Annotated in this window: 19 protein-coding genes and 1 pseudogene; 5 read left to right on the top strand and 15 right to left on the bottom strand. The window is 72.4% G+C overall.

Features of this window, described 5'->3' with window-relative positions; translation table 11 throughout:
- Window positions 1-53: 53 nt before the first annotated feature.
- The 3 genes from QA861_RS06600 to QA861_RS06610 are packed head-to-tail and all read left to right on the top strand — an operon-like array spanning window position 54 to window position 3,298.
- Window positions 54-632: a TetR/AcrR family transcriptional regulator gene (locus tag QA861_RS06600; protein ID WP_334587267.1), complete on the top strand. Its 579-nt coding sequence runs from the start codon at window positions 54-56 to the stop codon at window positions 630-632.
- A complete protein-coding gene (locus tag QA861_RS06605) occupies window positions 629-2,011 on the top strand; it encodes an MFS transporter (protein WP_334587268.1) in 1,383 nt (460 codons plus the stop codon). The genes QA861_RS06600 and QA861_RS06605 overlap by 4 nt, the downstream gene beginning before the upstream one ends.
- 60 nt (window positions 2,012-2,071) lie before the next feature.
- Window positions 2,072-3,298: a serine hydrolase domain-containing protein gene (locus tag QA861_RS06610; protein ID WP_334587269.1), complete on the top strand. Its 1,227-nt coding sequence runs from the start codon at window positions 2,072-2,074 to the stop codon at window positions 3,296-3,298.
- Between the two features lie 42 nt (window positions 3,299-3,340).
- Here the strand turns inward: QA861_RS06610 and QA861_RS06615 are convergent, their stop codons facing one another.
- From QA861_RS06615 to ribA, 5 genes are all read right to left on the bottom strand, one after another.
- A complete protein-coding gene (locus QA861_RS06615) occupies window positions 3,341-4,561 on the bottom strand; it encodes a saccharopine dehydrogenase family protein (protein ID WP_334587270.1) in 1,221 nt (406 codons plus the stop codon).
- Window positions 4,558-5,628, bottom strand: a complete 1,071-nt coding sequence (locus QA861_RS06620) for a saccharopine dehydrogenase (protein WP_334587271.1) — start codon at window positions 5,626-5,628, stop codon at window positions 4,558-4,560. The genes QA861_RS06615 and QA861_RS06620 overlap by 4 nt, the downstream gene beginning before the upstream one ends.
- Window positions 5,625-6,776 (bottom strand): NAD(P)/FAD-dependent oxidoreductase, encoded by a 1,152-nt coding sequence (locus tag QA861_RS06625; RefSeq protein ID WP_334590477.1) that lies wholly within the window; start codon window positions 6,774-6,776, stop codon window positions 5,625-5,627. The genes QA861_RS06620 and QA861_RS06625 overlap by 4 nt, the downstream gene beginning before the upstream one ends.
- Before the next feature lie 131 nt (window positions 6,777-6,907).
- Window positions 6,908-7,888: an ornithine cyclodeaminase family protein gene (locus QA861_RS06630; RefSeq protein WP_334587272.1), complete on the bottom strand. Its 981-nt coding sequence runs from the start codon at window positions 7,886-7,888 to the stop codon at window positions 6,908-6,910.
- Between the two features lie 101 nt (window positions 7,889-7,989).
- Complete coding sequence (gene ribA, locus QA861_RS06635) at window positions 7,990-8,646, bottom strand: GTP cyclohydrolase II (protein WP_334587273.1); 657 nt, start codon at window positions 8,644-8,646, stop codon at window positions 7,990-7,992.
- 38 nt (window positions 8,647-8,684) lie between these two features.
- Here ribA and QA861_RS06640 point away from each other — a divergent pair.
- Window positions 8,685-9,452, top strand: a pseudogene (locus tag QA861_RS06640) (creatininase family protein); the annotation flags it as partial.
- On the opposite strand, the gene QA861_RS06645 reads toward QA861_RS06640, so the two are convergent.
- The 5 genes from QA861_RS06645 to QA861_RS06665 form a co-directional block, all read right to left on the bottom strand.
- On the bottom strand, window positions 9,335-10,678 hold the full coding sequence (locus QA861_RS06645) for a lysylphosphatidylglycerol synthase transmembrane domain-containing protein (protein ID WP_443041453.1): 1,344 nt from the start codon (window positions 10,676-10,678) through the stop codon (window positions 9,335-9,337). The pseudogene QA861_RS06640 and the gene QA861_RS06645 overlap by 118 nt on opposite strands.
- A complete protein-coding gene (locus QA861_RS06650) occupies window positions 10,675-11,709 on the bottom strand; it encodes a methyltransferase domain-containing protein (protein WP_334587275.1) in 1,035 nt (344 codons plus the stop codon). Before QA861_RS06650 ends, QA861_RS06645 begins: the two co-directional genes overlap by 4 nt.
- Before the next feature lie 253 nt (window positions 11,710-11,962).
- A complete protein-coding gene (locus tag QA861_RS06655) occupies window positions 11,963-13,171 on the bottom strand; it encodes a glycosyltransferase family 4 protein (RefSeq protein ID WP_443041550.1) in 1,209 nt (402 codons plus the stop codon).
- A gap of 38 nt (window positions 13,172-13,209) precedes the next feature.
- On the bottom strand, window positions 13,210-13,608 hold the full coding sequence (locus tag QA861_RS06660) for a 6-pyruvoyl trahydropterin synthase family protein (RefSeq protein WP_006373493.1): 399 nt from the start codon (window positions 13,606-13,608) through the stop codon (window positions 13,210-13,212).
- Between the two features lie 140 nt (window positions 13,609-13,748).
- Entirely contained in the window at window positions 13,749-14,732 is a 984-nt protein-coding gene (locus QA861_RS06665) for a dehydrogenase (protein WP_334587276.1), read from the bottom strand.
- Between the two features lie 107 nt (window positions 14,733-14,839).
- On the opposite strand from QA861_RS06665, the gene QA861_RS06670 reads away from it, so the two are divergent.
- Window positions 14,840-15,634, top strand: a complete 795-nt coding sequence (locus QA861_RS06670) for a CDP-alcohol phosphatidyltransferase family protein (protein ID WP_334587277.1) — start codon at window positions 14,840-14,842, stop codon at window positions 15,632-15,634.
- A gap of 69 nt (window positions 15,635-15,703) precedes the next feature.
- Here the strand turns inward: QA861_RS06670 and QA861_RS06675 are convergent, their stop codons facing one another.
- From QA861_RS06675 to QA861_RS06695, 5 genes are all read right to left on the bottom strand, one after another.
- On the bottom strand, window positions 15,704-16,450 hold the full coding sequence (locus QA861_RS06675; RefSeq protein WP_334587278.1) for a YcnI family copper-binding membrane protein: 747 nt from the start codon (window positions 16,448-16,450) through the stop codon (window positions 15,704-15,706).
- Window positions 16,451-16,501: 51 nt separating this feature from the next.
- Window positions 16,502-17,128: a hypothetical protein gene (locus QA861_RS06680; protein WP_334587279.1), complete on the bottom strand. Its 627-nt coding sequence runs from the start codon at window positions 17,126-17,128 to the stop codon at window positions 16,502-16,504.
- A 64-nt stretch (window positions 17,129-17,192) separates the two neighbouring features.
- The gene (locus tag QA861_RS06685) at window positions 17,193-18,104 is read right to left on the bottom strand and encodes a UTP--glucose-1-phosphate uridylyltransferase (RefSeq protein ID WP_334587280.1); all 912 of its coding nucleotides are present in this window, start codon (window positions 18,102-18,104) and stop codon (window positions 17,193-17,195) included.
- A gap of 209 nt (window positions 18,105-18,313) precedes the next feature.
- Window positions 18,314-19,498, bottom strand: a complete 1,185-nt coding sequence (locus QA861_RS06690) for an MDR family MFS transporter (protein ID WP_334590479.1) — start codon at window positions 19,496-19,498, stop codon at window positions 18,314-18,316.
- Between the two features lie 315 nt (window positions 19,499-19,813).
- On the bottom strand, window positions 19,814-21,583 hold the full coding sequence (locus tag QA861_RS06695) for an ABC transporter permease subunit (protein ID WP_334587281.1): 1,770 nt from the start codon (window positions 21,581-21,583) through the stop codon (window positions 19,814-19,816).
- Window position 21,584 lies beyond the last annotated feature (1 nt).

A 21,584-nucleotide genomic window follows, 5' to 3' on the forward strand; every position in this document is an offset into this window, starting at 1 on the left:
TAGCCGGTTCATTCCAGTAGACACTGTCTACTCCATGCTGGTAGACAGTGTCTATGAGTGACTCTCTGCGTACCCGGCTGATCGATGTCGGCGTCGACCTGGTGACCTCGGAAGGCGTCCACGCGCTCAGCCTTCGGGAGATCGCCCGGCGGGCCGGCGTCTCGCACGGCGCCCCTCGCCGGTACTTCCCGACCCATCTGGAGCTGCTGTCCGCCATCGCGCGCCGTGGTTTCACCGAGCTGGCGGCCAGGGGATCGGCGGCGGTGAAGGAGAGCGGGTCCGCCGCGGCGGACCCCCGGGAGCAGATCGCGACGCTCGGGCGCGTGTACCTCGACTTCGCGCTCGCCAACCGGGGCATGCACGAGCTGATGTTCCGTCACGATCTGTTGGAGAGCGACACGTTGGGGCTGCGCGAGGCCAGCCTGCCCGTCTTCGCCCTGCTGGTGGAACTCGTCGGGCGGGCCCGGCCGGACGCCGACGCCCGACTCCTCGCCGGGTCACTGCTGGCGAACCTCTACGGCATCGCCCAGCTCTGGACCTGGGGCAGCCTCCAACTCGCCACCGGCGCCGACGACTTCACGCCCCTGCTGCGTACGGCTCTCGACGCGCACCTCGGGCCGGAGGGGCGGTGAGCGCTCATCGGCGGGTGGCCTTGGCCAGCAGTGTGATCGGGGCGGTGGTCGTCGCTCTCGACGGTACCGTGCTGACCATCGCGCAGCCCACCCTGCAGCGGGATCTGCACGCCTCCTTCTCCGAGGTCCAGTGGACGAGCACCGGGTATCTCATCGCGGTGGCGAGTCTGCTCGTGTTCGCCGGGCGGCTCGGCGACCGGTATGGACACCAACGGCTCTTCTCCATCGGAGTGTTGGGCTTCGGAGCGGCGTCGGCGGCCATCGGGTTCGCGTCCGGGGTGCACTGGGTGATCGCACTGCGGGTCGTCCAGGGGGTCTTCGGCGCGCTGCTGCAGCCCGCCACGCTCGGGATGCTGCGGGCCGCGTTCCCACCCGACCGGCTGGGGATGCCGATCGCGCTGCGGACCAGTGCGATCGGGGTGGCCGCGGCGGCCGGCCCGCTGCTGGGAGGCGTCCTGGTGACCCACCTGGGCTGGCGGGCGGTGTTCTTCCTCAACGTCGTACCAGCGCTGGTGCTGGCCGTACTCGCGTCGGCCGTCCGGGCTCCCGGCCCGCCCCCGCCTCCGTCGCCCTCGGCCGGACCCGGGCGCCTCGACCTCCCCGGTGCCGCCCTGCTCGCGGTGGCCCTCGCCTGCCTCGTGCACACGCTCGTCGGTGTCCCCGAGACCGGCTGGAGTGCGTCAGCCGTCCTCGGGCTGCTCACGGCCGTGGGCGCGGGCCTCGTCCTCGTACGCCATGAACGGCGTACCGCTGACCCGCTGCTGCCGCCGGACGTGCTCGGATCGGCTGTGGTGGGCGCCGCGCTGGGCATTCTCGTGCTCGCGTCGGCTGCGATGTTCGGCACACTCTTCGTGGCCAGTTACGTGCTCCAGAGTGAGCTGGGCATGGACCCGCTGAGCACCGCTCTGGCCGCGCTGCCGGGCGGCGTCGCGATGGTGCTGGGTGCGCCGTGGGCCGCCGTACTGCTGCGTCGGTACGGGGCTCGGCGGACGACCGCGGCCGGCCTGGTCCTGCTCTCGCTCGGCGTGTCCGTGCTGTTCCGGGCGTCCGGTGCCGTGCCGGTCGGCGGTGGATTCCTGCTGCTCGGAGCGGGTTTCGGCACCGTGATGGTGACCGCGACGGCCGTCGTCGTACGGCATGCCCCGGTCAGGTCCGCGGGGGTGGCGGGCGGGTTGCAGCAGACGGCGATGAACGTCGGACCGGTCCTCGGGGTGGCCACGGCGGCGACACTCGCCACCGTCACCGACGGGCTACGGACCGCGCTGCCCGTGCTCGCGGGTACAGCCCTTGTAGGTGTCCTGGCAGCCCTGCGGCTGCCGGACATGGGTGAACGGAGGGCGACGCCTGCCGGGTCCCTGCGTCACCATGAGGGGTCGTAGGCCTGAGGTGATCCTTTCGGGGTATGACAGCACGGCACTTCGAACGACCGGAGGGGAACGATGGCACAGCTGCGACAAGAGGTCGAGCCGAGCGAGGTAGGGCTGGACGCGAAGGCGCTGGACCGCCTCGACCAGCACTTCGCCCACGTGGTCGACGAGGGACACCTCCCCGGCTTCCTCGTGTCCGTGGCCCGCGCCGGCCGCGTCGCACACCTCACCACGTACGGCCGGCGCGACGTGGCGGCCGGGCTGCCGGTCGAGGCCGACACGTTGTGGCGGATCTACTCCATGAGCAAGCCGGTCACCTCGGTCGCCGCGCTGATCCTGCTGGAGGAGGGGCGGCTCGCGCTCACGGACCCCGTCTCCCGTTTCCTGCCGGAGTTCGCCGACCCTCAGGTGTACCTGAGCGGTTCCGGCAGCGACCTCAGCACCCGGCCCGCCCAACCCCTTCTGCTCCGGCATCTGTTGACCCACACGGCGGGCCTCACCTTCGCCTTCTACCACTCGCACCCCGTCGACGCCCTCTACCGCGCCGCCAATCTGGAGTCGTCGGTGGTGCCGGGCTCGACCCTGGCGGAGACCTGCTCGGTGTACGCGAGTCTGCCGCTGCAGTTCGAGCCGGGCACCCAGTGGAACTACTCGGTCGCCACGAACGTCCTGGGCCGGGTCATCGAGGTGGCGTCCGGGCAGCCGCTGGACGAGTTCGTCGCCGACCGTGTCCTCGGCCCACTCGGAATGACGGACGCCGGTTTCTGTGTGACCGGGGAACAGGCGGACCGGCTGGCCGAGTTGTACGGGGAGACGGAGGACGGTGGCATCGAGCCGACCCTCGGTCTGCCTCTGAAGGGCCGCCCCCGGTTCCTGTCCGGCAGCGGCGGTCTGGTCGCCACCGCTCACGACTACCACCGGTTCATGGAGATGCTGCGCCGGGGCGGCGAACTCGACGGCGTCCGTGTCCTGTCGGCCGACACCGTGGCCCTGATGACCTCCAACCACCTGCCGGGCGGCGCCGACCTGCGTACCTTCGGCGCCCGGCCGCACGACGAACCCGGCAACGCGGGTGTCGGCTTCGGCCTCGGGGTCTCGGTGGTGATCGACCCGAACCGCACCCTGGCCCCGGCCGGCCTCGGCACGTACGGCTGGAGCGGGGTGGCGACGACGACGTTCTGGGTCGACCCGGGCCGTGATCTGACAGTGCAGTTCATGACCCAGGTGCGACACAGGACGAGCCGGCCGTACTGGCAGGACCTCAAGCGTCTGGTGCACGAGGCGGTCGTCACCGGATAGGCGACAGCGGACCGTGGTCCACCGGCGGGGAGCGCGCCGCCGTCAGCCGACGGTGAGCCTGAACTCCAGTCCCTCCCCGTCGAGTTCAGCCAGCCACTCGTCCGAACGCCGTGCCGTCTCGGCGGCGCGGCTCAGGCCCGGCGGCAGCGAGCCGTCGAGGATGTGTCCGACGCCCAGGGCCAGCGTGCGGGAGACACAGCGGGCCATCGCGCTCTCGGCCGCGTCGCCCTCCAGGTCGAGCAGATAGCGACCGGACCAGCTCCGCCGCCGCCCGGAACCACCGTCCCCGTCTCCGTGTCCGTCTCCGTGTCCCTCCTCCCCCTCCTCGTGCTCATCCACGTCCACCTCCAGGGACACGGCGAGGACCACGCGGTCGCGGTCGGCGTCGGTCGTCGGGTAGCGCGCCGCCAACTTCCTTGCCAGGGCGCCGATCCGCTCGTCGTCGCCGCCCTTCAGCTCCTCGAAGACGCCGTCCCAGGCGGTGAGCCAGCCGTCCAGGCGCAGGGTGCCCCGGACGAACGCCCGCGCCTTCCATGCCGTCGGCAGCTCGTACTGCTCGACGAACGGCACACTGTCCCGGTTCGGGTACACCTCGAAGGTCTCGCCGTCGATCATGTGCGGACGCGTGACCTCCCAGGGCCGGTCGGCGACCGTCTCGGCGCCGTCCTCGATGTAACGGGCGGGCGAGCGCAGGGCGTTCAGGACTCCGGCGGGCGCCCAGCTGAACCGGTACCTGAAGTCGTTGGGCACCGCCGGGATGCCTCCGCAGTACGACGTGAGGCGGTACGAGGCCGGCGTGCCGGCGCCGATGGCGTGCTCGGCGCGGGTGACCAGGCTGTGCGCGAAGAGGTGGTCGAGACCCGGGTCGAGCCCGCACTCGGTGAGGACGACCAGACCGGCCGCCTCGGCTGCCGGAACCTGTGCGAGTACCGCCTCCGACACATAGCTCGAACACGCGAAGTGGGCGCCGCCCCGCACGCAGGCCGCCAGCAGTGGGGCGTGCTCGGGCGCCGGGAGCATGGAGACGACCACGTCTCCGGGGGCCAGTTCGGCGGTGAGCGCGGGGAGGGTGTAGGCGCGGGGTTCGGCGCGGCCGGTGAGCCCCAGGTGGGCCAGGGCCTCGGCCGCGCGGTCCTCCGTGCGGTGCCACACCCGTACCTCTCGCACGGCGTCGCTGTCGCACAGCGCGGCCAGTCCGCCGCCCGTGGACAGACCCGCGCCGATCCAGTGGACGGTGCCGCTCGCGGGAACCCTGTCCGTCATGCGCCCACTCCCTCGTCGCTGCCCGACTCGCCCTTGACCAGGCCGAGTTCACGGCATGTCTCGTCGAACCGTTCCAGACAGCGCCCCCAGGCGCCGCCCACCTCGAAGTCGAGCAGTTGGGGCACCAGGGCGGCCGAGAAGTCCGCGCTGGCCTCGCGGGGCAGCAGGGAGGGCAGGTTGTCGATGGCGATGAGGTCGAGCGGCGGCTCGTCCCGCAGCCTGCGCACGGGGTGGTCCCAGGTGGTCGCGGTGTCGTACACCGGGAGGAGGTTCATCGGTGAGCCGACGTCGACGGTGACGTCCGAGAGGGTACGCAGACGGCGGCCGGGGCTCTCCAGATGCTCGTCCGTCAGGAACGGCGGCACCGGGCTGGTGGTGAGGACGGTGTTGACCAGCAACTCGTGGGCCAGCAGAGCCGGTCGGTCCAGGTTCCGCGTCTCGGCCAGGTCCCAGCAGGTCGGCTCGACGCCGGCGTCGGCGAGCGCGACACGCGCCCCGCGTCCGCTGCGGCCCAGGGCGCCGATCACCAGCGCACTCAAATCGCTCGCACTGGCACGGAGTTCGGAGGCCAGCTCCTCCTGAGTGGTCGGCCGCAACGGAGTTGCCAGCCTGCTCCGGTGCTGGAGCACGGCGAGGGCCGCCCCCAGATACCCGGCCCAGTAGCCGAAGGCGGCCAGCCTGCGGCCCCGGTCGTCCGCCAGGTACTCCAGGTCCAGCAGCGCCCCGCCCCCGGCGACGAAGCGTTGCAGCAGCTCGGTCGCGCCCGGCTGGCCCTTGTAGGCGTGCCCGAAGAAGATGTGCCGGTGCCGCAACTCGCCTGGCTGGTCGGGGAGTTCCTTAAGGCCGACGATCACCGCGTCCGAGGGGGCGGAGACCCAGGACCCGGCGTCGGCGGTGCCGCAGCCGACAGCCTCGTACTCCTCGGTCGGAAAGATCCGCTGCGGGGTCTCCTCGACGGTCAGGCGCACCCCCTGCTCGACGAGCCGACGGGCGTCGGACGGGACGACGGGTGTGCGGCGTTCGGTCGTACGGGTCTCGTGGCGCAGCCACAAGTGGAGCTCGGTCATACGAGGTTGACCTCCGGGCGCAGGGCATCGGCCGCGAAACGGCCGGCGTTCAAGGGGCTGATGTCGACGAAGGGTACGCGGCCGAGGCAGAGGTCACGGACCACCTCGCCGACCGCCGGTCCCTGGAGGAAACCGTGGCCGGAGAACCCCGTCGCGTAGAGGAACCGGGAGGGTGAACTCGCCTCCCCGATCAGGGCGTTGTGGTCCGGGGTGATCTCGTACAGGCCCGCCCAGCCGCCCGTGCGGCGCAGGTCGATCAGGGTGGGCGCCCGGTGTTCCATCGCCTCGTACAGGCGGGGGATCCAGCGGTCGTGGGTGTCGGTGGCGAAGCCGGTCGTCTCGTCGGGGTCGGACATGCCGAGGAGCAGGCCGGGTCCCTCGCTGTGGAAGTAGAGGCTGCTGCTGAAGTCGATGGTCATGGGGAGCGTGGGCGGCAGTCCGGGGACCGGTTCGGTGACCGCGATCTGGCGGCGCAGGGGGTCGACGGGCAGGTCGACGCCGGCCATCGCGCCGACCGCCCGTGACCAGGCGCCGGCCGCGCAGATCACGGTGTCGGTGGCGATCCGGCCCTTGTCCGTGACCACGGCTGTGAGGGTGTCGCCGTCGCGTTCGATACCGGTGACCTCGGTGTGGCGCAGGACGGTCGCTCCGTGGCGGCGGGCAGCTGCGCCGTAGCCGTGGACGACCGCTTCCGGCGTGCAGTGGCCGTCGTCGGGCGAGTAGGCCGCCGCCAGCAGGCCGTCGGTGGTGATGAGCGGGGACAGCCGGCGCGCCTCGGCGGGGCTGAGCATCTGGCTGGGCACGCCCAGACCGTTCTGCAGGGCCACCCCCGCCTCGAAGGACGCGACGTCCTGGGGCGTGGAGAGGAGGAAGAGATAGCCGACCCGGTGCAGTCCGATGTCGTGCCCGATCTCCTCCCCGAACCGTCCGAACGCCTCCAGGCTGCGCGCACCGAGCTGGATGTTGAGCTCGTCGGAGAACTGCGCCCGGACCCCGCCCGCGGCACGCGAGGTTGACCCGGAGGCCAGCTCGTCACGCTCGACGAGAACGACGTCCCGTACGCCCGCCCGGGCCAGGTGGTAGGCGATGCTCGTACCCATCACGCCGCCGCCGATCACGACCGCTTCGGCCCGCTGGGGGGCGCTCATCGCCCCTCTCCCCCGTGCCGCGTGGACACCGCTGTGGCAGCCGATGCCGTCGGGGCCGGTAGGGGCGCCCGCGTCGGTCTCCCCGACACCGATCACGTCCACGTACACAGCCACATCCGCCGACGTCACGCTCATCGTCCCGCCCCCCTCGCCGCGTGGATGACGGCCCAGGCGGCCGCCGCGTCCTGCACGCCGAGGCCGACGCTGTTGTAGTAGACGATGTCGTCGGGGCCGGTGCGGGCGGTGCGTGCGCCCGTGAGGACCTCCCCGAGCCCGATCAGGTTCTCGTGGGACAGCAGGCGGTCCCGGAGAGCGTCGATCACCGGTCCGGCGTGTTCCGCCGCGGTCGCCGGGTCGTCGACGACGACGGCCGCCGCTCGCCGTACGACCCCGGCGTCAACCTCGCTGCGGGTCGGCTCGAACGACCCCACGCTGACCACCGTGCACCCGGGCGCGAGCCACGCGCCGCGCACGACGGGGGTGGTGCTGAGGGTGCAGGCCGCGACCAGCGATGCCCCGGTCACCGCCTCCCGGGGGGTGTCGGTCGCCTCGGCGGCGATGCCGAGTTCGGCCGCGAGCAGCTCCGCCGCCCGCGCGCGCCGCTCCGGGTCGGGGCTCCACACCCGTACGGACTTCAGGTCCCGTACCCGGGCGACGGCCCGTGCGTGGGCGAGTGCCTGGGTGCCCGAGCCGATGAGGGCCAGTTCGGCGCTGTCGGCGGTGGACAGCGCGTCGAAGGCCACTGCGCTGGCGGCGGCCGTACGCAGGGTCGTGACGGCCGTGCCGTCCATGACGGCGGCGAGTTCGCCCGTCACCGGGTCGAGGGCGGTGATGACGGCGTGCACGGTCGGCAGGCCGGCCGCGGCGTTGCCCGGGTTGACGCTGCCGAACTTCGCCACCGCGCCGGTGTCCCGGGACAGCCGGGAGACGTACGCGAAGACCACACTGTCGTCGAAGCGGCTGGGATGCATGATCTTCCCGGGCAGATCGGGCTGACTCGCGCCACCCGCGCCCAGCGCGCCGAACGCCGCGCGCTGCGAGGCGATCGCCGTGTCGGCGTCGAGGAGGGCCGTCACCCGGTCCCGGGAGAGGAAGAGGACGTCGTCGGTCATTCCCTCTTCCTTTCCGGAATCGGGGCTTCTGGCACCCCCCGCGCGCATACGAATGACGCGCGCCCCCGGATCGGGGCTCCCGGCCTGCTCTCCCGGTCAGCTCAGGACCAGTGCGCCACCGCGTCCAGGTGCGGCAGGACGTGGTCGAGACGCTCGCGCTTGGTCCGCAGATAGGTGATGTTGTTCTCGCACGGCGGGATCAGCAGCGGTACATCTTCGGCGATCTTGATGCCGTGGTGTACCAACGCCTCACGCTTGCGCGGGTTGTTGGACATCAGGCGCACCGAACGCACCCCCAGGTCGTGGAGGATCTCCGCCGCGACGCCGTAGTCACGGGAGTCAACCGGCAGGCCCTGCGCGAGGTTCGCCTCGACGGTGTCCAGGCCCTCCGCCTGAAGCTGCATCGCGCGCAGCTTGGCGAGCAGTCCGATACCCCGGCCCTCATGCCCTCTGAGGTAGACGAGAATGCCGCTTCCCTCGGCGACTATCGCGCGCAGCGCCGAGTCGAGCTGGTCCCCGCATTCGCAGTGCTGGGAGCCGAAGGCATCACCGGTCAGGCATTCGGAATGCAGCCTGGTGAGAACGTCGTCCTCGGCGATCTCACCGTAGACCAGCGCCACTTGCTCGTCACCGCGATCGTGGTCCATGTATCCGACCGCCTGGAAATCGCCGTACACGGTGGGCAACGGCGCATTCACCACGCGTTCCACTCCCGAGGCCTGGGAGGCTTTGCCGAGTACGCCAAGTTTTTCTGTCATGATCTGGTTCCTAAGCAGAGACGAAAGGCCGGGAGAACATGGATGAATCGGGAATACGGTCGACGGCGTCCGTAGCGTTGCCTACCGGCGGCCTGTTGCCGGTGGACACTACGGAAGACGTACGGACACGAGCCGCCGGCGTCTCAACGCAGGTCGCCGTTCTTCCGGTCGGGAGCTTCGAACAGCATGGCCCCTTCCTTCCGTTGACGACCGACACCCTGGTCGCCTGTGCCATTGCCCGGGAGATCGCATCCGCATACCCGGTGCACCTCCTTCCTCCGGTGACCATCGCCTGCTCGCACGAGCACGCCGCCTGGCCGGGAACCGTCAGCATCTCCTCCGTGACCCTTCACGCGGTAGTACGGGACATCGCCGATTCGCTGCGCCGCTCGGGCGTGGAGGCCCTGGTGATCGTCAACGGACACGGCGGAAACTACGTACTGGGCAACGTCGTTCAGGAATCCTCCGCACGCGGTGAGCGTGTCGCGCTGTTCCCGGCCGGGGAGGACTGGGAGACGGCGCGTGAGCGGGCCGGAGTGGTGACCTCGCTGCTCACGGACATGCACGCGGGGGAAATCGAGACCTCCGTCCTTCTGCACGCTCATCCCGAATTGCTCCGTCCCGGTTATGAAACCTCTGACTTCGTCGCCGACGACCGCCGGCATCTCCTCACCCTCGGCATGGCCGGTTACACCGATTCCGGTGTCATCGGGCGCCCTTCACTGGGTTCCGCCGAAAAGGGGAAGGCGTTGCTGGCGAGCTTCGCCGAGTCCTTCGGGGCGTATTTCTCGATGCTCACCGAGGCCGGTACCGGTGCCGAGGACGCTGCGGACTCTGTGGGCTCCGCCGGCTCCGTCGGCGACCAGAAGTAGCGGACGACCAGGACGACCGCGCCGGGCAGGGCGGCCACGAAGCTCAGCACGCCGTACACGACTGCGACGCTCAGCCCCATGCTGGCGCCCAGCCCCGCCGCCCCGAACGCCCATGCGGTGACGCCCTCGCGGGGGCCCCAGCCGCCGACGTTCAGCGGCAGGCCCATGGCCAGCAGCGCCAGTACGGCGATCGGCAGCAACTGCGCGACGGAGGCCGAGGATCCGGCGACCCGGGCGGCGACCACGAACATCCCGAGGTGTCCGGAGAGGATGACCAGGGAGGAGAGCGTCACGCCCGGCAGGTTCTCGCGGGAGAGCAGGGCTCCACGGGCCTCGGTGAGCACGGCGCGCAGGGCCCGGGTCCTGCGGGCGGCGGCGCTCGGGGCGCGGTTCATCCGGACGGCGACGAGGACGGCGACAACGCCCACGGCGGCGAAGGCCCCCATCAGGGCGACCCGGCGGGCCTCTGCCAGCACCGGGGACGGCAGAGTGAGCAGAACCGCTCCGCCGACGGTGATCAGGGCGACCTGTCCGGCGACGCGTTCGAGGACTACCGCTCGGACCCCGCGCTTGATGTCACCGGCGCTCTTCCCGTGCCGTACCGCGCGGTGCACGTCACCGAGGACGCCGCCGGGGAGGGCCGCGTTCAGGAACAGTGCGCGGTAGTAGTCGGCGATCGCGGGGAGGAGCGGCAGCCTGAGCTGCAGGCGCCGGGCGACCAGTGCCCAGCGCCAGGCGCTGAACCCGGTGGTGAGCAGCCCGATTCCGAGGCCCACCAGCAGCGTCGGTGCGTCGATGCGCCGGAGCCCGTCCAGGAAGACACCGGTGCCGAGGCGCCAGAGCAGCACGCCGAGAATCGTCACTCCGGCGAGGGTGCCGAGGTGCGGGCGCAGGGCACGCGTCACGCGGCGCAGCCGGCTCGGGGTGGTGGCCTGCGGGGCGGCGTCCCGGGGGTCGACGAAGCCGATGACTCCGGCGCGGCCCGCTGAGGCGGAGCGCGTCAGTGCCGATGCCCCCGGGGCTGGTGCGGTTTGTCCGGTGCGGGCCGACGGGGGCCGGTCGAGCCCCGCGGCGGAGCCGCTGATCGGTACGATCCCGTGCCCCACGTCACCGAGGCCGCTGAGCACGACCTCGGCCGCGTCCACCGTCTGGACGGTCATGACGTCGTCCCGCCCGCCGGCCTCGCCAGCGCCAGGAGGTCGCTGTGATGAACCTCTACTCGCAACTCGCCGGCCGCGCAGGCCTCCAGCCGCTCGGCGAGGTATTTGTCGGCGCGGTCCCGCAGGGCCGGGCGTTCCTCCACCGCTGCCGCGACCCAGCCGCGCAGCCACTCCGCGGTGAGCGGGGCCTCCACGGGGCCGAGGTGCCAGGCGCTGGGGTGGACGCGGACCGTGGCGCCCCGCTGGTCGAAGGCCTCGCAGGCCGCCGTGACCGCGTCGGGGCCGAGCATTCCCGATCGCCGCTGGTGGGCGTTGAAGGCGTCGGCGAGGTCCCCGTCCAGCGGGTCGGGGGTGGCGAACTCGACGCGGCCGGCCACGGACAGGGTCAGCAGGGCCGGGCAGCCGGCGCCCGCGCAGGCGGCGGCGAGGGCGTCGACCTCCTCACGGGTGAGGACGTCCAGCAGGGCGGAGGCGGTGACCAGCGAGGCGCCGGCCAGCGCGTCGGAGGTCAGCCGGGCGACGTCGCCGCGCCGTGTCTCGACCGTCACGCGGCTGCCGTCGGCGGCGGCGCGTGGCGAGGCCACGGCGGCGAAGTGCAGCAGATAGGGGTCACGGTCGTGCAGGACCCAGTGCTGGGCGCCGTCGAGTCGGGGCGCGAGCCAGCGGCCCATGGAGCCGGTGCCGCAGCCCAGGTCGTGGATGACGAGCCCGCCCGGCTTTCCGGGCAGGTTGGCCAGCCGGATGCGCAGCGGGTCGAGCAGTTCGACGGCGCGTGCGGCGGCGTCGGGGCGCTCGCGCAGCTCCAGCCAGTCGGGCGCGTACCGGGGCGGGTCGTCGGGGCCGGCCTCGCGCAGCCGGATCGTGCCCCGCTCCCCGGGGCCCACCGGCCCGGCGCCGGCCTTGACGTCCCGGTGCGTCGGCTGGGCCGGAATCCCGGCGGCGGGCTCGGCATTCGCGTCCACCGGAGTCACCGGTCCTCGTCGCTGGATCTCGGACGCCGCCGAAGTCGTGATGGTCGTCGTCTTCTTCATGCCGCGCTCCTTGCGTCCCGGGAGGTTCGCCCCGGCGTTCCCACGCGACTCCGCAGCGCGGCCGCCCGACGGCCGGGCTCCGACCCGGCCGGAGCCGGGAACGTCGTCACCTTGTTCGTGCCGTCGTCCACACCGTCCTTCGGGGTTCTGGAGGGTATCCGCCCTCGTACCCCGACGGCACCGCGCAGCGCGGCCACCCGAAGTCCCCGGGCGGAGACCGGCCCGGCCGAAGTCGCGTTCGTGCTCGCCGTCCTCATGCCACCCTCCGAGGTTCCCAGGGGATCCGGCCCAGCACGCCGGCCAGGCTCCGTGCCGTGGCCGCCCAGCCGTCCAGGGCTGCCCGGCGGCCTCGCGCCGCCGCCTTCAGGCGCCGGCGGACGTCCGCCTCGCCGAACCAGCCGCGCAGTTCGGCCGCGAGCGCCGCCGGGTTCTCCGGCGGTACGAGGATGCCGGGGACCCCGCCGTCGGGCGCGCGCCCGACCGCCTCGGGCAGGCCGCCGACGTCCGTGGCCAGGACGGGGATGCCGCGCGCGAGGGCCTCGGTGACCGCCATGCCGTACGTCTCCGCGTAGGAGGTGAGGACCATCAGGTCGGCGGCGGCGTAGCTGGCGTCGAGCTGGGCGCCCGCCTGGGGGCCGGCCAGGTGCAGCCGGTCCTCCAGGCCGTGCCGCGCGATCAGGGCGCGCAGGTCGGCGACGTACTCGGGATCCTGTTCGAGCCCGCCGACGCAGACGCAGCTCCACGGCAGGTCGGTCACCGCGGCCAGCGCCTCCACCAGCCGGTGCTGGCCCTTGCGGGGGGTCACCGCGGCCACACAGAGGAGCCGGGAGACGCCGTCGGTGCCGGAGGCGAGGGGGGCGATGTCCGCACCGGGGGCCGCCACGTGTACGCGTTCCGGGGCGAGTCCGTGGTGGGAGACGAGGCGCCGTACGGCCCAGTCGCTGGTCGCGATCACCGCGGGCACCGCCCTCAGGGTGGTCCGCTCCAGGGCGTCCAGTTCTGCCGCGACGACCGGGTCGAGGCCGGTCTCGTCGCCCAGCGGGAGGTGCACCAGCACGGCGAGGCGCAGGCGTTCGGTTTCGGGGACGATGATCTCGGGGACCCCGCAGGCCACCAGGCCGTCCAGCATGACGACCGTGCCGTCCGGCAGGTCGCGCAGCGTCCGCGCCAGTTCCGCGCGGGCGTCGGCGCCGGGCCGGGGCCACTCACCGGCGACGGCGTGCTTGTGGACCTGCCAGCCGAAGCCGGGCAGGTCGAGGCTGATCCGCCGGTCGTATGCGTTGCCGCCGCTCGGCTTGGCCGGGTCGTCGACGCCGCCCGGCATCACGAAGTGCACGGAGCGCAGGGACATGGGGATGATCGCCGCGTTCTTGAGGGCCGCGTTCTGCACGGGCACGTAGTCGAGCGTGGTCTGCACGGGAGCCTGTACCTGTACCTGAGCCGGGGCGGCCGAAGGGGCCACCGGGGAAAGGGGAGCCGGACGGTCGAGGGTCGTGTCGGTCACAGGGCACGCTCGTAGCTCGCCCAGGCGACGTGCGACTCGTGCAGGGTGACCGTGAGGCCCGCCAGGCCTCGGGCGCCCTCACCCAGGGCGCCCTTCTCGATCCGCGCGGCGAGCCGGTCAGCGATGATCTTCGCCAGGAACTCCGTGGAGGTGTTGATACCGGCGAAGTCCGGCTCGTTGTCGAGGTTGCGGTAGTTCAACTCGCTCACCACGGCACCGAGTTCCTGGGTGGCCAGACCGATGTCGACGACGATGTTGTCGTCGTCCAGCTGTTCACGGCGAAACGTGGCGTCGACGAGGAACGTCGCTCCGTGCAGGCGCTGCGCGGGCCCGAAGACCTCGCCGCTGAAGCTGTGGGCGATCATGATGTGATCGCGAACGGTGATGCTGAACAACGGACGACCCTCCAGGTGCGGCGCGTCTTGCCCCGTGCTGATCGCTGCCGGGGCATGCCGACTAGTACGGCTACCCACGGCAGCTTGTTCAACGACTTGTTCATGTGCCCGATCCTCTTTTCGGAGACCGGGCACATTCGTCACCCCGCGTCCGGATAACGGACGCGGTGACAGAGTGCCGGCGTCTCCCCGGAGGAGAGCCTCGGCAGCACGTCCGGGAGTTCCTCGAAGGCGCACTCACCGGTGACGAGGGCGTCGAGCGCCGGGTCGGCCAGCAGATCGAGGGCCAGGGCGAGCCGGTCGGCGTAGGAGCGGCCGGGTCGCGCGGCCGGGGACACCGTCCCCACCTGGCTGCTGCGGACGGTGAGCCGCCGGGAGTGGAACGCCTCGCCCAGCGGCAGACTGACACGCCGGTCGCCGTACCAGCTCAGCTCGATGACCGTGCCCTCGGCGGCGAGGAGTTCGAGCGAGCGGGCAAGTCCCGCCTCCGTGGCACTGGCGTGGACGACCAGGTCGCACTCCCCCAGCGCGTCCCCCGGCAGCGCGAAGTCGACGCCGAGCGCCTCCGCTGTCTTCGCCCGCCCGGGATCGGCGTCCACCAACTGGACGCGCACGCCGGGGAACCGGGCGATCAGGGCGGCCACCGAGCAGCCGATCATCCCGCCGCCGACCACCGCGATCCGGTCGCCGGCCAGCGGAGCCGCGTCCCACAGGGCGTTCACCGCGGTCTCCACCGTCCCGGCGAGCACCGCGCGTTCGGCGGGCACCGAGTCCGGCACCGGTGTCACCGCGCCCACCGGGACGACGTACCGCGTCTGGTGCGGGTAGAGGCAGAAGACCGTACGGCCGACCAGCGCGTCCGGGCCCGCCTCCACCACGCCGACGTTGAGATAGCCGTACTTGACCGGACCGGGGAAGTCGCCCTCCTGGAACGGCGCCCGCATGGCCGCGTACTGGCTGACCGGGACCCCGCCCCGGAAGACGAGCGTCTCCGTGCCCCGGCTCACCCCGGACCACAGGGTGCGGACCAGTACCTCGCCCTCGCCGGGCGCCGGCAGTTCGACGTCACGGATCTCTCCGTGGTCCGGCGAAGCGAGCCAGAACGCTCGTGCGGCGAGCTTCATCGGAGTTCCTCCTGAACGCTTGGGAAGTTGTTCACGTACTGCGAGGTGCACAGTCCGCGCACAGTACGCGGCATGATCCACTCTGTACATATGGCGGAGGACTCGCGGTGGCCCTGAACAACACGTACGAAGCGAGGCTGGTTCAGCAGGAGACCGCGCTGGGGGCGGGCCTGCAGGTCCTGTTGCTGGCTCTGATCGGCTCCGCGATCGGCCTGGGCACGGCGGGCTGGCTGACCGGGCTGGCGTTCGCGATCGCGACCTGGGCCGTACTGTCCCGCGCGCTGCACCGGTCCGGTTCGAAGTCGTTCGGCCCGGCCAACCGTGTGACCCTGGGCCGGGCGACGCTGGTCGGCGGGGTGACCGCCCTGGTCGCGGACTCCTTCGTGAGCTCGCCGCCCATCACGCTGTTCGTCGGCCTGACGGCCGTGGCCCTGCTCCTCGACGGCGTGGACGGCAAGGTCGCCCGGCGCACGGGCACCTGCTCGACGCTGGGGGCGCGTTTCGACATGGAGGTCGACGCGTTCCTCATCCTGGTCCTCAGCGTGTACGTGTCGATGTCGCTGGGCCCGTGGGTCCTGCTGATCGGCGGCATGCGGTACGCCTTCGTCGCCGCGGCCCGCGCCCTGCCCTGGCTGAACGCCCCGCTTCCCCCTAGCACCGCCCGCAAGACCGTGGCCGCCCTCCAGGGCATCCTGTTGCTGCTCGGCGCCTCCGGCTACCTGCCCCACGCGGCGACGCAGGCCGTGATCGCACTGGCCCTGGGGACGCTGGTCTGGTCTTTCGGCCGGGACATCCTGTGGCTGTACCGCACGTCCCGCCCGCGTACGGCGGCGCCCGTCGCGTCGATCGCCTCGGTGGAGCGGCAACTGCGCGCCCTGGTGCCCGAGTCCCTGTCCCGCTGACCCGCGGCCCGCCCGGCGAGGCGCGGACCGCGGCTCACGGCGACCGCCGTGCTTCCTGCGGCTGCTGCACTACGAGCGTGCGGCCCGGGTCCTGACCAGCGTGAACGCCGCCGCGGCCAGGCCCAGTACGCCCACGATCAGCCCGGCGATCCCCAGCCCGCGAGCCGTCGAGTCACTGGCCGAGCCGGAGTCCGAAGCGGCTTCGCTCTTCGGGGAGGTGGCTGCGGAAGCCGCCGCCGGGGCACTCGCCGCAGCACCCTCGTCCGCCGCTGCCGCCGCCGTCAGCTTCAGTGTGGGTGCCGGGTTCTCCGGCTCGTCCTGTCCCGCCTGAGCGGTCTCGATCCAGCGGACGACGTTGCCGTCGGAGTACGTCTGCAGGGTCTTGAAGGCCAGCTCGTCCGTGTTGTCGGGGAGTTGACCGAACGCGACGTCGAAGTCCTCGTACTCGCCCTGCCGGATTTGGCCGCCGGACCAGGTGATCTCGGAGACGGCGTCGGTGATCGTCCCGTCGTCCGTCTTGATCGGCGTCTTCAGTTTGGTGGTCGTCACCTTCGCGGTCCAGCCCGCCTCCGGGGTGACGAGGACACCGAGGACGGGGTGGTCGGTGGGCAGGAAGACCTGGACCTTCGTGGTGCTCGCGGTGTCCTCCTCGTTGGGGACCCGGAAGCTCAGGACGCCGTCCGTGGCACCCTTCGCGTAGCTCTCGGGGTGCACGGTGACGTGCGCGAAGGCGGAACCCGCCGCGGCGAGGACACCGGCGGCGGTGAGACCGGTGACGACGCCGGCGCGGCGCAGGGTGATGCGGGTCGGGAACATGGGCACAACTCCGTACTGGTGACTGGTACTGGTGACTGCTGTCGAGGAGCTTCAGGGTGTGTACGGAATCCCTGTCGGCGGTCCTCGACCGCTCACCGCGTACCGCAGGAGAAGCCGGCGCGGCCGGACGTCCGGCGACGACACGCGTCCCGGGGCCGTACGGGGCCCTCCGAGGGGCGCGTCACGCCACCAGGCGGCGAGACCCGGCACGAGGGCGACCGCCCAGCGCAGCAGCGACCACAGCGCGGCCTCGCCCCGCCGCAGGCACCAGGAGGCGACCAGCGCGGCCACGACGTGCGCGGGGATCGCGTGGGCGCTCATGGCGTTCATCGTGTTCGTGGGGTTCAGATGGGCGTGGGGCATCTGCATGCCGTGCATGCCCTGCATCCCGAAATGATGCGCGTGCGACATCGCCCGTACCCGCACCGACCCGAACGCACCGAACGCGGCGTGCAGCCCCGCCTGGGTGACCAGCATCAGGGCGCCGATCCCCGGCAGCGACCGCTCCCGGCCACCGAGCAGCCACCCGGCGGCGAACACGGCCGCGAGCCCGGCACCCGCCACCCCGGCCGACGGCGTACCGCCGGTCGCGAGACCGTGCGCGGCGGCGGCCAGCAGCACACACACCGCGGCGAACACCGCCGCGCGCAGACTCCGTACCGCCGGGGAAGCGCTCATCGTGCCGGGATCCTCCCACGGCCGGTCCCCGGACCGGACACCGAGGCCCAGGGGGCCTGTCCGGCTACTCGCCGCCGGAGACCTGCTCGTCCTCCAACTCCTTCGCCAGGCGGCGCAGATGCGGCCCGTACTCCGGGTGGTTGAGCGCTGCCGCGAACTGGGCTGTGAGGTAGGCGAGCGGGTTGCCGGTGTCGTACCAGCGGCCGTGGATCACCTGGCCGTAGACGGCCCGGCTCGCTGCGTAGGCGTTGATGGCGTCGGTGAGGTAGACCTCGCCGGTGCGGTGGTCGTACCAGCGCTTGGTCTGGTCGCGCAGTTCGTCGATGATGCCGGGCGTGATGACGTAGCCGCCGATGGCCGCGTACGAGGAGGGCGCGTCCTGCGGGCGGGGCTTCTCCACCAGGCCGGTGATACGGAGCAGACCCTCGTCGAGGTCCTCCTTGACGACGGGGACGCCGTAGCGCTGCGAGTCGCCCGGGTCCATCGGCATCAGGGCGAGGACCGGGGAGTTGGTCGCCTCGTACGCCTTGATCAGCTGCTGGGCGCGTGGGACCTCGGCGACGAACACGTCGTCGGGCCACAGCACGAGCATCGGCTCGTCGCCGAAGTTGCGGGCGGCGTTGAGGACCGGCGTGCCGTTGCCGTACGGGCCGTGCTGGTCGAGGTAGGTGATGTGGCCGAGCCGGGACAGCTCACCGACCTCCTCGACGGCGTCCGCGTAGGCGGCCTTGCCGTCGGCGCGCAGTTGGTCGACCAGGCCGGGGTTCGGCCGGAAGTGGTCCTGGATCAGGCCCTTCCCGCCGGACACCACGATGGTGATGTCGGTGATGCCGGAGGCCACGAGCTCCCGGACGGTGTGCTCGATGACGGGCTTGTCACCGACAGGCAGCATCTCCTTCGGTGTCGCCTTGGTGAGCGGCAGCAGCCGGGACCCCAGTCCGGCTGCGGGAATGACTGCCCTGCGAATCGTGGCCATGGGCCCCCCTGTACGAAAGCGCGACGCGTATCTGCGGTCGTGGTGCGTGGTCCTGCTGGGCGGTGCTGCTCAGTGGTGCTGCTCGGTCTCAGCGGTGCTGCTCGGTGCTCATCCGCGCCCTGTCGGCGCGAGTGGTGTGTGACGCTACCAATGCGGCATGCCCCACGGCCGTGCCGCCCAGACCCCCGGGGTGCTTCCCCGGCCATGGTTCAGGCTCGGCGCGGCAGTACGGCGATCGCCGCCAGGGGTACGGCGGCCAGTATCAGCCACGGCACGGCAGCGGGCAGCCCGGTGTCGAGAAGGGTGCCGGTCAGCGAGCTGCCGACCAGCACGATCAGGCCGGAAACCGACGACAGCGCGCCGGTGTAGAGGCCGAGCCGGCCCTCCTCGGCGAGGTCGGGCACCCAGGCGCGGGCCACGGGCGCGACCAGCATCTGGCCGAAGGTCAGCAGGACGACGAAGCCGGCGGCGGGCAGGAGCCCGGCGGCGCCGGTCCACCCTGCGGGCCTGGCCAGCGCCACCACCGCGAACCCGGCGGAGATCAGCAGCATCCCGGCGACCATCGAGCGGCGCAGGGCGAGCCGGTCGCCGACCAGGCGGGTGACCGGCAGTTGGGCGGTCACGACGAGCAGGGAGGACAGGGCGAACAGCCAGGCCAGCGCGGTCTGCGAGCCGGTCGCGCGCTCCACCTCGTCGGGGAGCGCCAGATACAGCTGGTTGTACGCGAGGAGATAGGCGCCGTACGCGCAGCAGAGTGCCAGAAATCGACGGTTGCGCAGCAGTGCGCGCACGCCCCCTTTCGCGCGTACGCGCTCCCGGCCGGGTATGTGCTGTGGGAGCAGCCAGGCATGTCCGGCGAGGACGAGGACGAAGATTCCGGCGCCCGCGAGGCACACCACCTGGAAGTCGACGGACAGCAGCAGTCCGCCCAGCAGCGGCCCGACGAAGGCGCCCGCCTGCCCCGCGACGGTGAACAGCGCGAGGACCCGGGTGCGTGAGCCGTTTCCCTGCTCCTCCCAGACCACCGCCTGTCGGACCACCTCGGACTCGACGGCGGGCGAGAACAGCGCGGCGGCGAAGCCGATGAGGAGGACGGCGCCGATGACGGTCGCGGTCGAGTCGGCGTAACCGAGCCAGCCGAAGCCGGCGATGCGCAGGGCGCAGCCCGCGAGCACCACCGGCCGGATGCCGTACCGGTCGGCGAGGGCGCCGCCCACCACGAACAGCCCCTGCTGACTGAAGGTGCGCAGCCCGAGAACGAACCCGACGAGCCACCCCGCCATACCGATCGTCTGCCCGAGATGCGCGGAGAGAAAGGGCAGGACGGCGAAGAAGCCGACGTTGAAGGCGAGTTGGGTCAGGATCAGCAGCCGCAGCAGCGGCGAAAGTCGCATCCGGGCGGGCGCCTCGTCGTCGACGCCGGTTGCGGGGCTGGTCACAGAAAACCCAACTCCTGCGCTTCTCGGTGTGGTTGGGCCAGCCGCACAGGCTCCCTCCGCTGCCGTGTCGCAGGCAGCGGCGACCGGGGCGTCCGGGCAGGGGACCTGGCCTCGACGACGGTTGAGGACGTGGTCACCTGAGGACCAACCGCCTTGTTTCTGGGCGCCGTTGGGTCAGCCGCACAGGCTCCTTCCGCTGCCGTGTCGCAGGCAGCGGCGACCGGGGCGTCCGGGCAGGGGACCTGGCCTCGACGGCGGCTACGTACGTGGTCACTGGAACGCCAACTCCCTTTTCTCCAGGCTCGGTTGGGTAGCCCGCACCGGCTTCATCCGCTGTCGTCGGGCGGTGAGGCCCGCGGCGGTGACGGCCAGGGCGCCGAGCAGGGCGAGTACGGCGGCGGGGGCGAGAACCGCCCAGGGGGCGCGTTCGGCGTACGGCTGGTTCTCGGCGAGGAGCAACCCCCATTCCGGGGACGGCGGTTGGGCGCCGAGGCCGAGGAAGCCGAGGGCGGCCAGGGCGAGGGCGACGCCGGGCAGCCGCAGCAGGGCGTGCCGGGTGACCGGGGGCAGCGCGGCGGGCAGGAGTTCGTGGCGCAGGACGTACCAGCGGCCGGCGCCGAGGCCCCGGGTGGCCGTGACATGCAGGGTGGCCCGTTCCTGGCGCAGCAGGGCGGCGGTGTGCGCGGCCAGCGGCGCCCAGGCGACGGCGGTCACGGCGAGCGCCGGGGTGGCCCCGCCACTGCCCACGACCGCCGTGACCAGTAGCGCGGCAAGTACGGGCGGTATCGCGTTGACGGTGTCGACGAGCGGTCCGGACAGTCGGGGCACCAGCCCGAGGACCAGGCCGATGAGGAGGGCGGCGGCGCTGATCGCGGCGGCGAGCAGCAGCGTGTCGAGGGCACCGTGCCCGACTCGGGCGAGGACGTCACGGCCGAGGGCGTCCGTGCCGAACGGGTGTGCCCAGGAAGGGGGTTGGAGCCGGGCGCGGGTGTCCAGCGCGAGCGGGTCACGCGGCAGACCGAGGGCGACGACGCCGAGCAGCACACCGGCGTACAGCAGGGGCGGGGTGCGGCGGGCGGGCGGCGCGGGCCGGTGCAGGGAGGAGAGGCCGCCGTCGCGCAGGGCGGGGCCGATGAGCAGCCGGGCCGTGACCCGGGTCGCGCCCGCGGCGAGCACCGCCAGCAGGACGAGGGCGAGGGTGCTCGCCTGGAGGACGGGCAGGTCCTGGGCGATGGCGGCCTGGAGGGCGGTGCGGCCGAGGCCGGGAATGTCGAAGATCTGCTCGACGGCGACCGAGCCGCCGGTCAGCCCGACGACGAACAGCCCGGCGTTGGGCAGCAGTGCGGGCAGGCAGCGCCGCACCGCCTGGCTCGCGATGCGCCGGGCCGGGATACCGCGTGCGGCGGCGGCCAGCGCCCAGGGCTCCGCGAAGGCGCCGGGCAGCAGATCGTCGAGGAGCCGCCCGAGCAGCGCGCCGGCGGGCAGGCCGAGGGCGAGGCCGGGCAGGATCGTCCACTGGAGCCCGTACCAGCCGAGGGCGGGCAGCCAGCCGAGCTGGACGCCGACGACCGTGGCCAGCACGGACGCGGTGAGGAACTCGGGCAGCGCGGCGACCATCGCCGACCCGCTGCCGCCGCGCCGACGCCCGCCGCCGCCGCCGCCGCACAGCGTGCGGGCACACACCAGCGCGGCGACGAGAAACGCGATGGTCAGCGCCACGGCCATCAGCAGCAGCGAGGCGCCGAGCGCCTGCAGTACATCCGGCATGACCTCTGCACCGGAGATCCATGACCGCCCGGCGTCGCCGCGCGGCAGCCCGCCGAGCCAGTCCCCGAGCAGCCTCAACGGCCCGGCGTCCAGGCCGAGTTGCTCCCGGATGTCAGCCAGCACGGCCGGGGTGGCCTCGCGCTCCGCCGACCGGGCCTTGAGCACGGTGAACGCCGAGTCGGTGCGGGTCAGCCAGGGCAGCAGGCCGATCCCGCACACGAGCAGCGTGGCGAGGAGGGCACGCCACAGCAGCGTGCCCGCACGTCCCCGCACG

This window comes from Streptomyces sp. B21-083, from assembly GCF_036898825.1.
Taxonomy (GTDB): Bacteria; Actinomycetota; Actinomycetes; order Streptomycetales; family Streptomycetaceae; genus Streptomyces.

Coding starts and splice junctions, on each gene's coding strand:
- QA861_RS06685 (WP_334587280.1), bottom strand. CDS start 18,104: ATGGCCACGATTCGCAGGGCAGTCATTCCCGCAGCCGGACTGGGGTCC.
- QA861_RS06665 (WP_334587276.1), bottom strand. CDS start 14,732: ATGAAGCTCGCCGCACGAGCGTTCTGGCTCGCTTCGCCGGACCACGGA.
- QA861_RS06625 (WP_334590477.1), bottom strand. CDS start 6,776: ATGAGCGCCCCCCAGCGGGCCGAAGCGGTCGTGATCGGCGGCGGCGTG.
- QA861_RS06690 (WP_334590479.1), bottom strand. CDS start 19,498: ATGCGACTTTCGCCGCTGCTGCGGCTGCTGATCCTGACCCAACTCGCC.
- QA861_RS06680 (WP_334587279.1), bottom strand. CDS start 17,128: ATGAGCGCTTCCCCGGCGGTACGGAGTCTGCGCGCGGCGGTGTTCGCC.
- QA861_RS06675 (WP_334587278.1), bottom strand. CDS start 16,450: ATGTTCCCGACCCGCATCACCCTGCGCCGCGCCGGCGTCGTCACCGGT.
- QA861_RS06645 (WP_443041453.1), bottom strand. CDS start 10,678: ATGACCGTCCAGACGGTGGACGCGGCCGAGGTCGTGCTCAGCGGCCTC.
- ribA (WP_334587273.1), bottom strand. CDS start 8,646: ATGACAGAAAAACTTGGCGTACTCGGCAAAGCCTCCCAGGCCTCGGGA.
- QA861_RS06620 (WP_334587271.1), bottom strand. CDS start 5,628: ATGACCGAGCTCCACTTGTGGCTGCGCCACGAGACCCGTACGACCGAA.
- QA861_RS06615 (WP_334587270.1), bottom strand. CDS start 4,561: ATGACGGACAGGGTTCCCGCGAGCGGCACCGTCCACTGGATCGGCGCG.
- QA861_RS06630 (WP_334587272.1), bottom strand. CDS start 7,888: ATGACCGACGACGTCCTCTTCCTCTCCCGGGACCGGGTGACGGCCCTC.
- QA861_RS06610 (WP_334587269.1), top strand. CDS start 2,072: ATGGCACAGCTGCGACAAGAGGTCGAGCCGAGCGAGGTAGGGCTGGAC.
- QA861_RS06650 (WP_334587275.1), bottom strand. CDS start 11,709: ATGAAGAAGACGACGACCATCACGACTTCGGCGGCGTCCGAGATCCAG.
- QA861_RS06600 (WP_334587267.1), top strand. CDS start 54: ATGAGTGACTCTCTGCGTACCCGGCTGATCGATGTCGGCGTCGACCTG.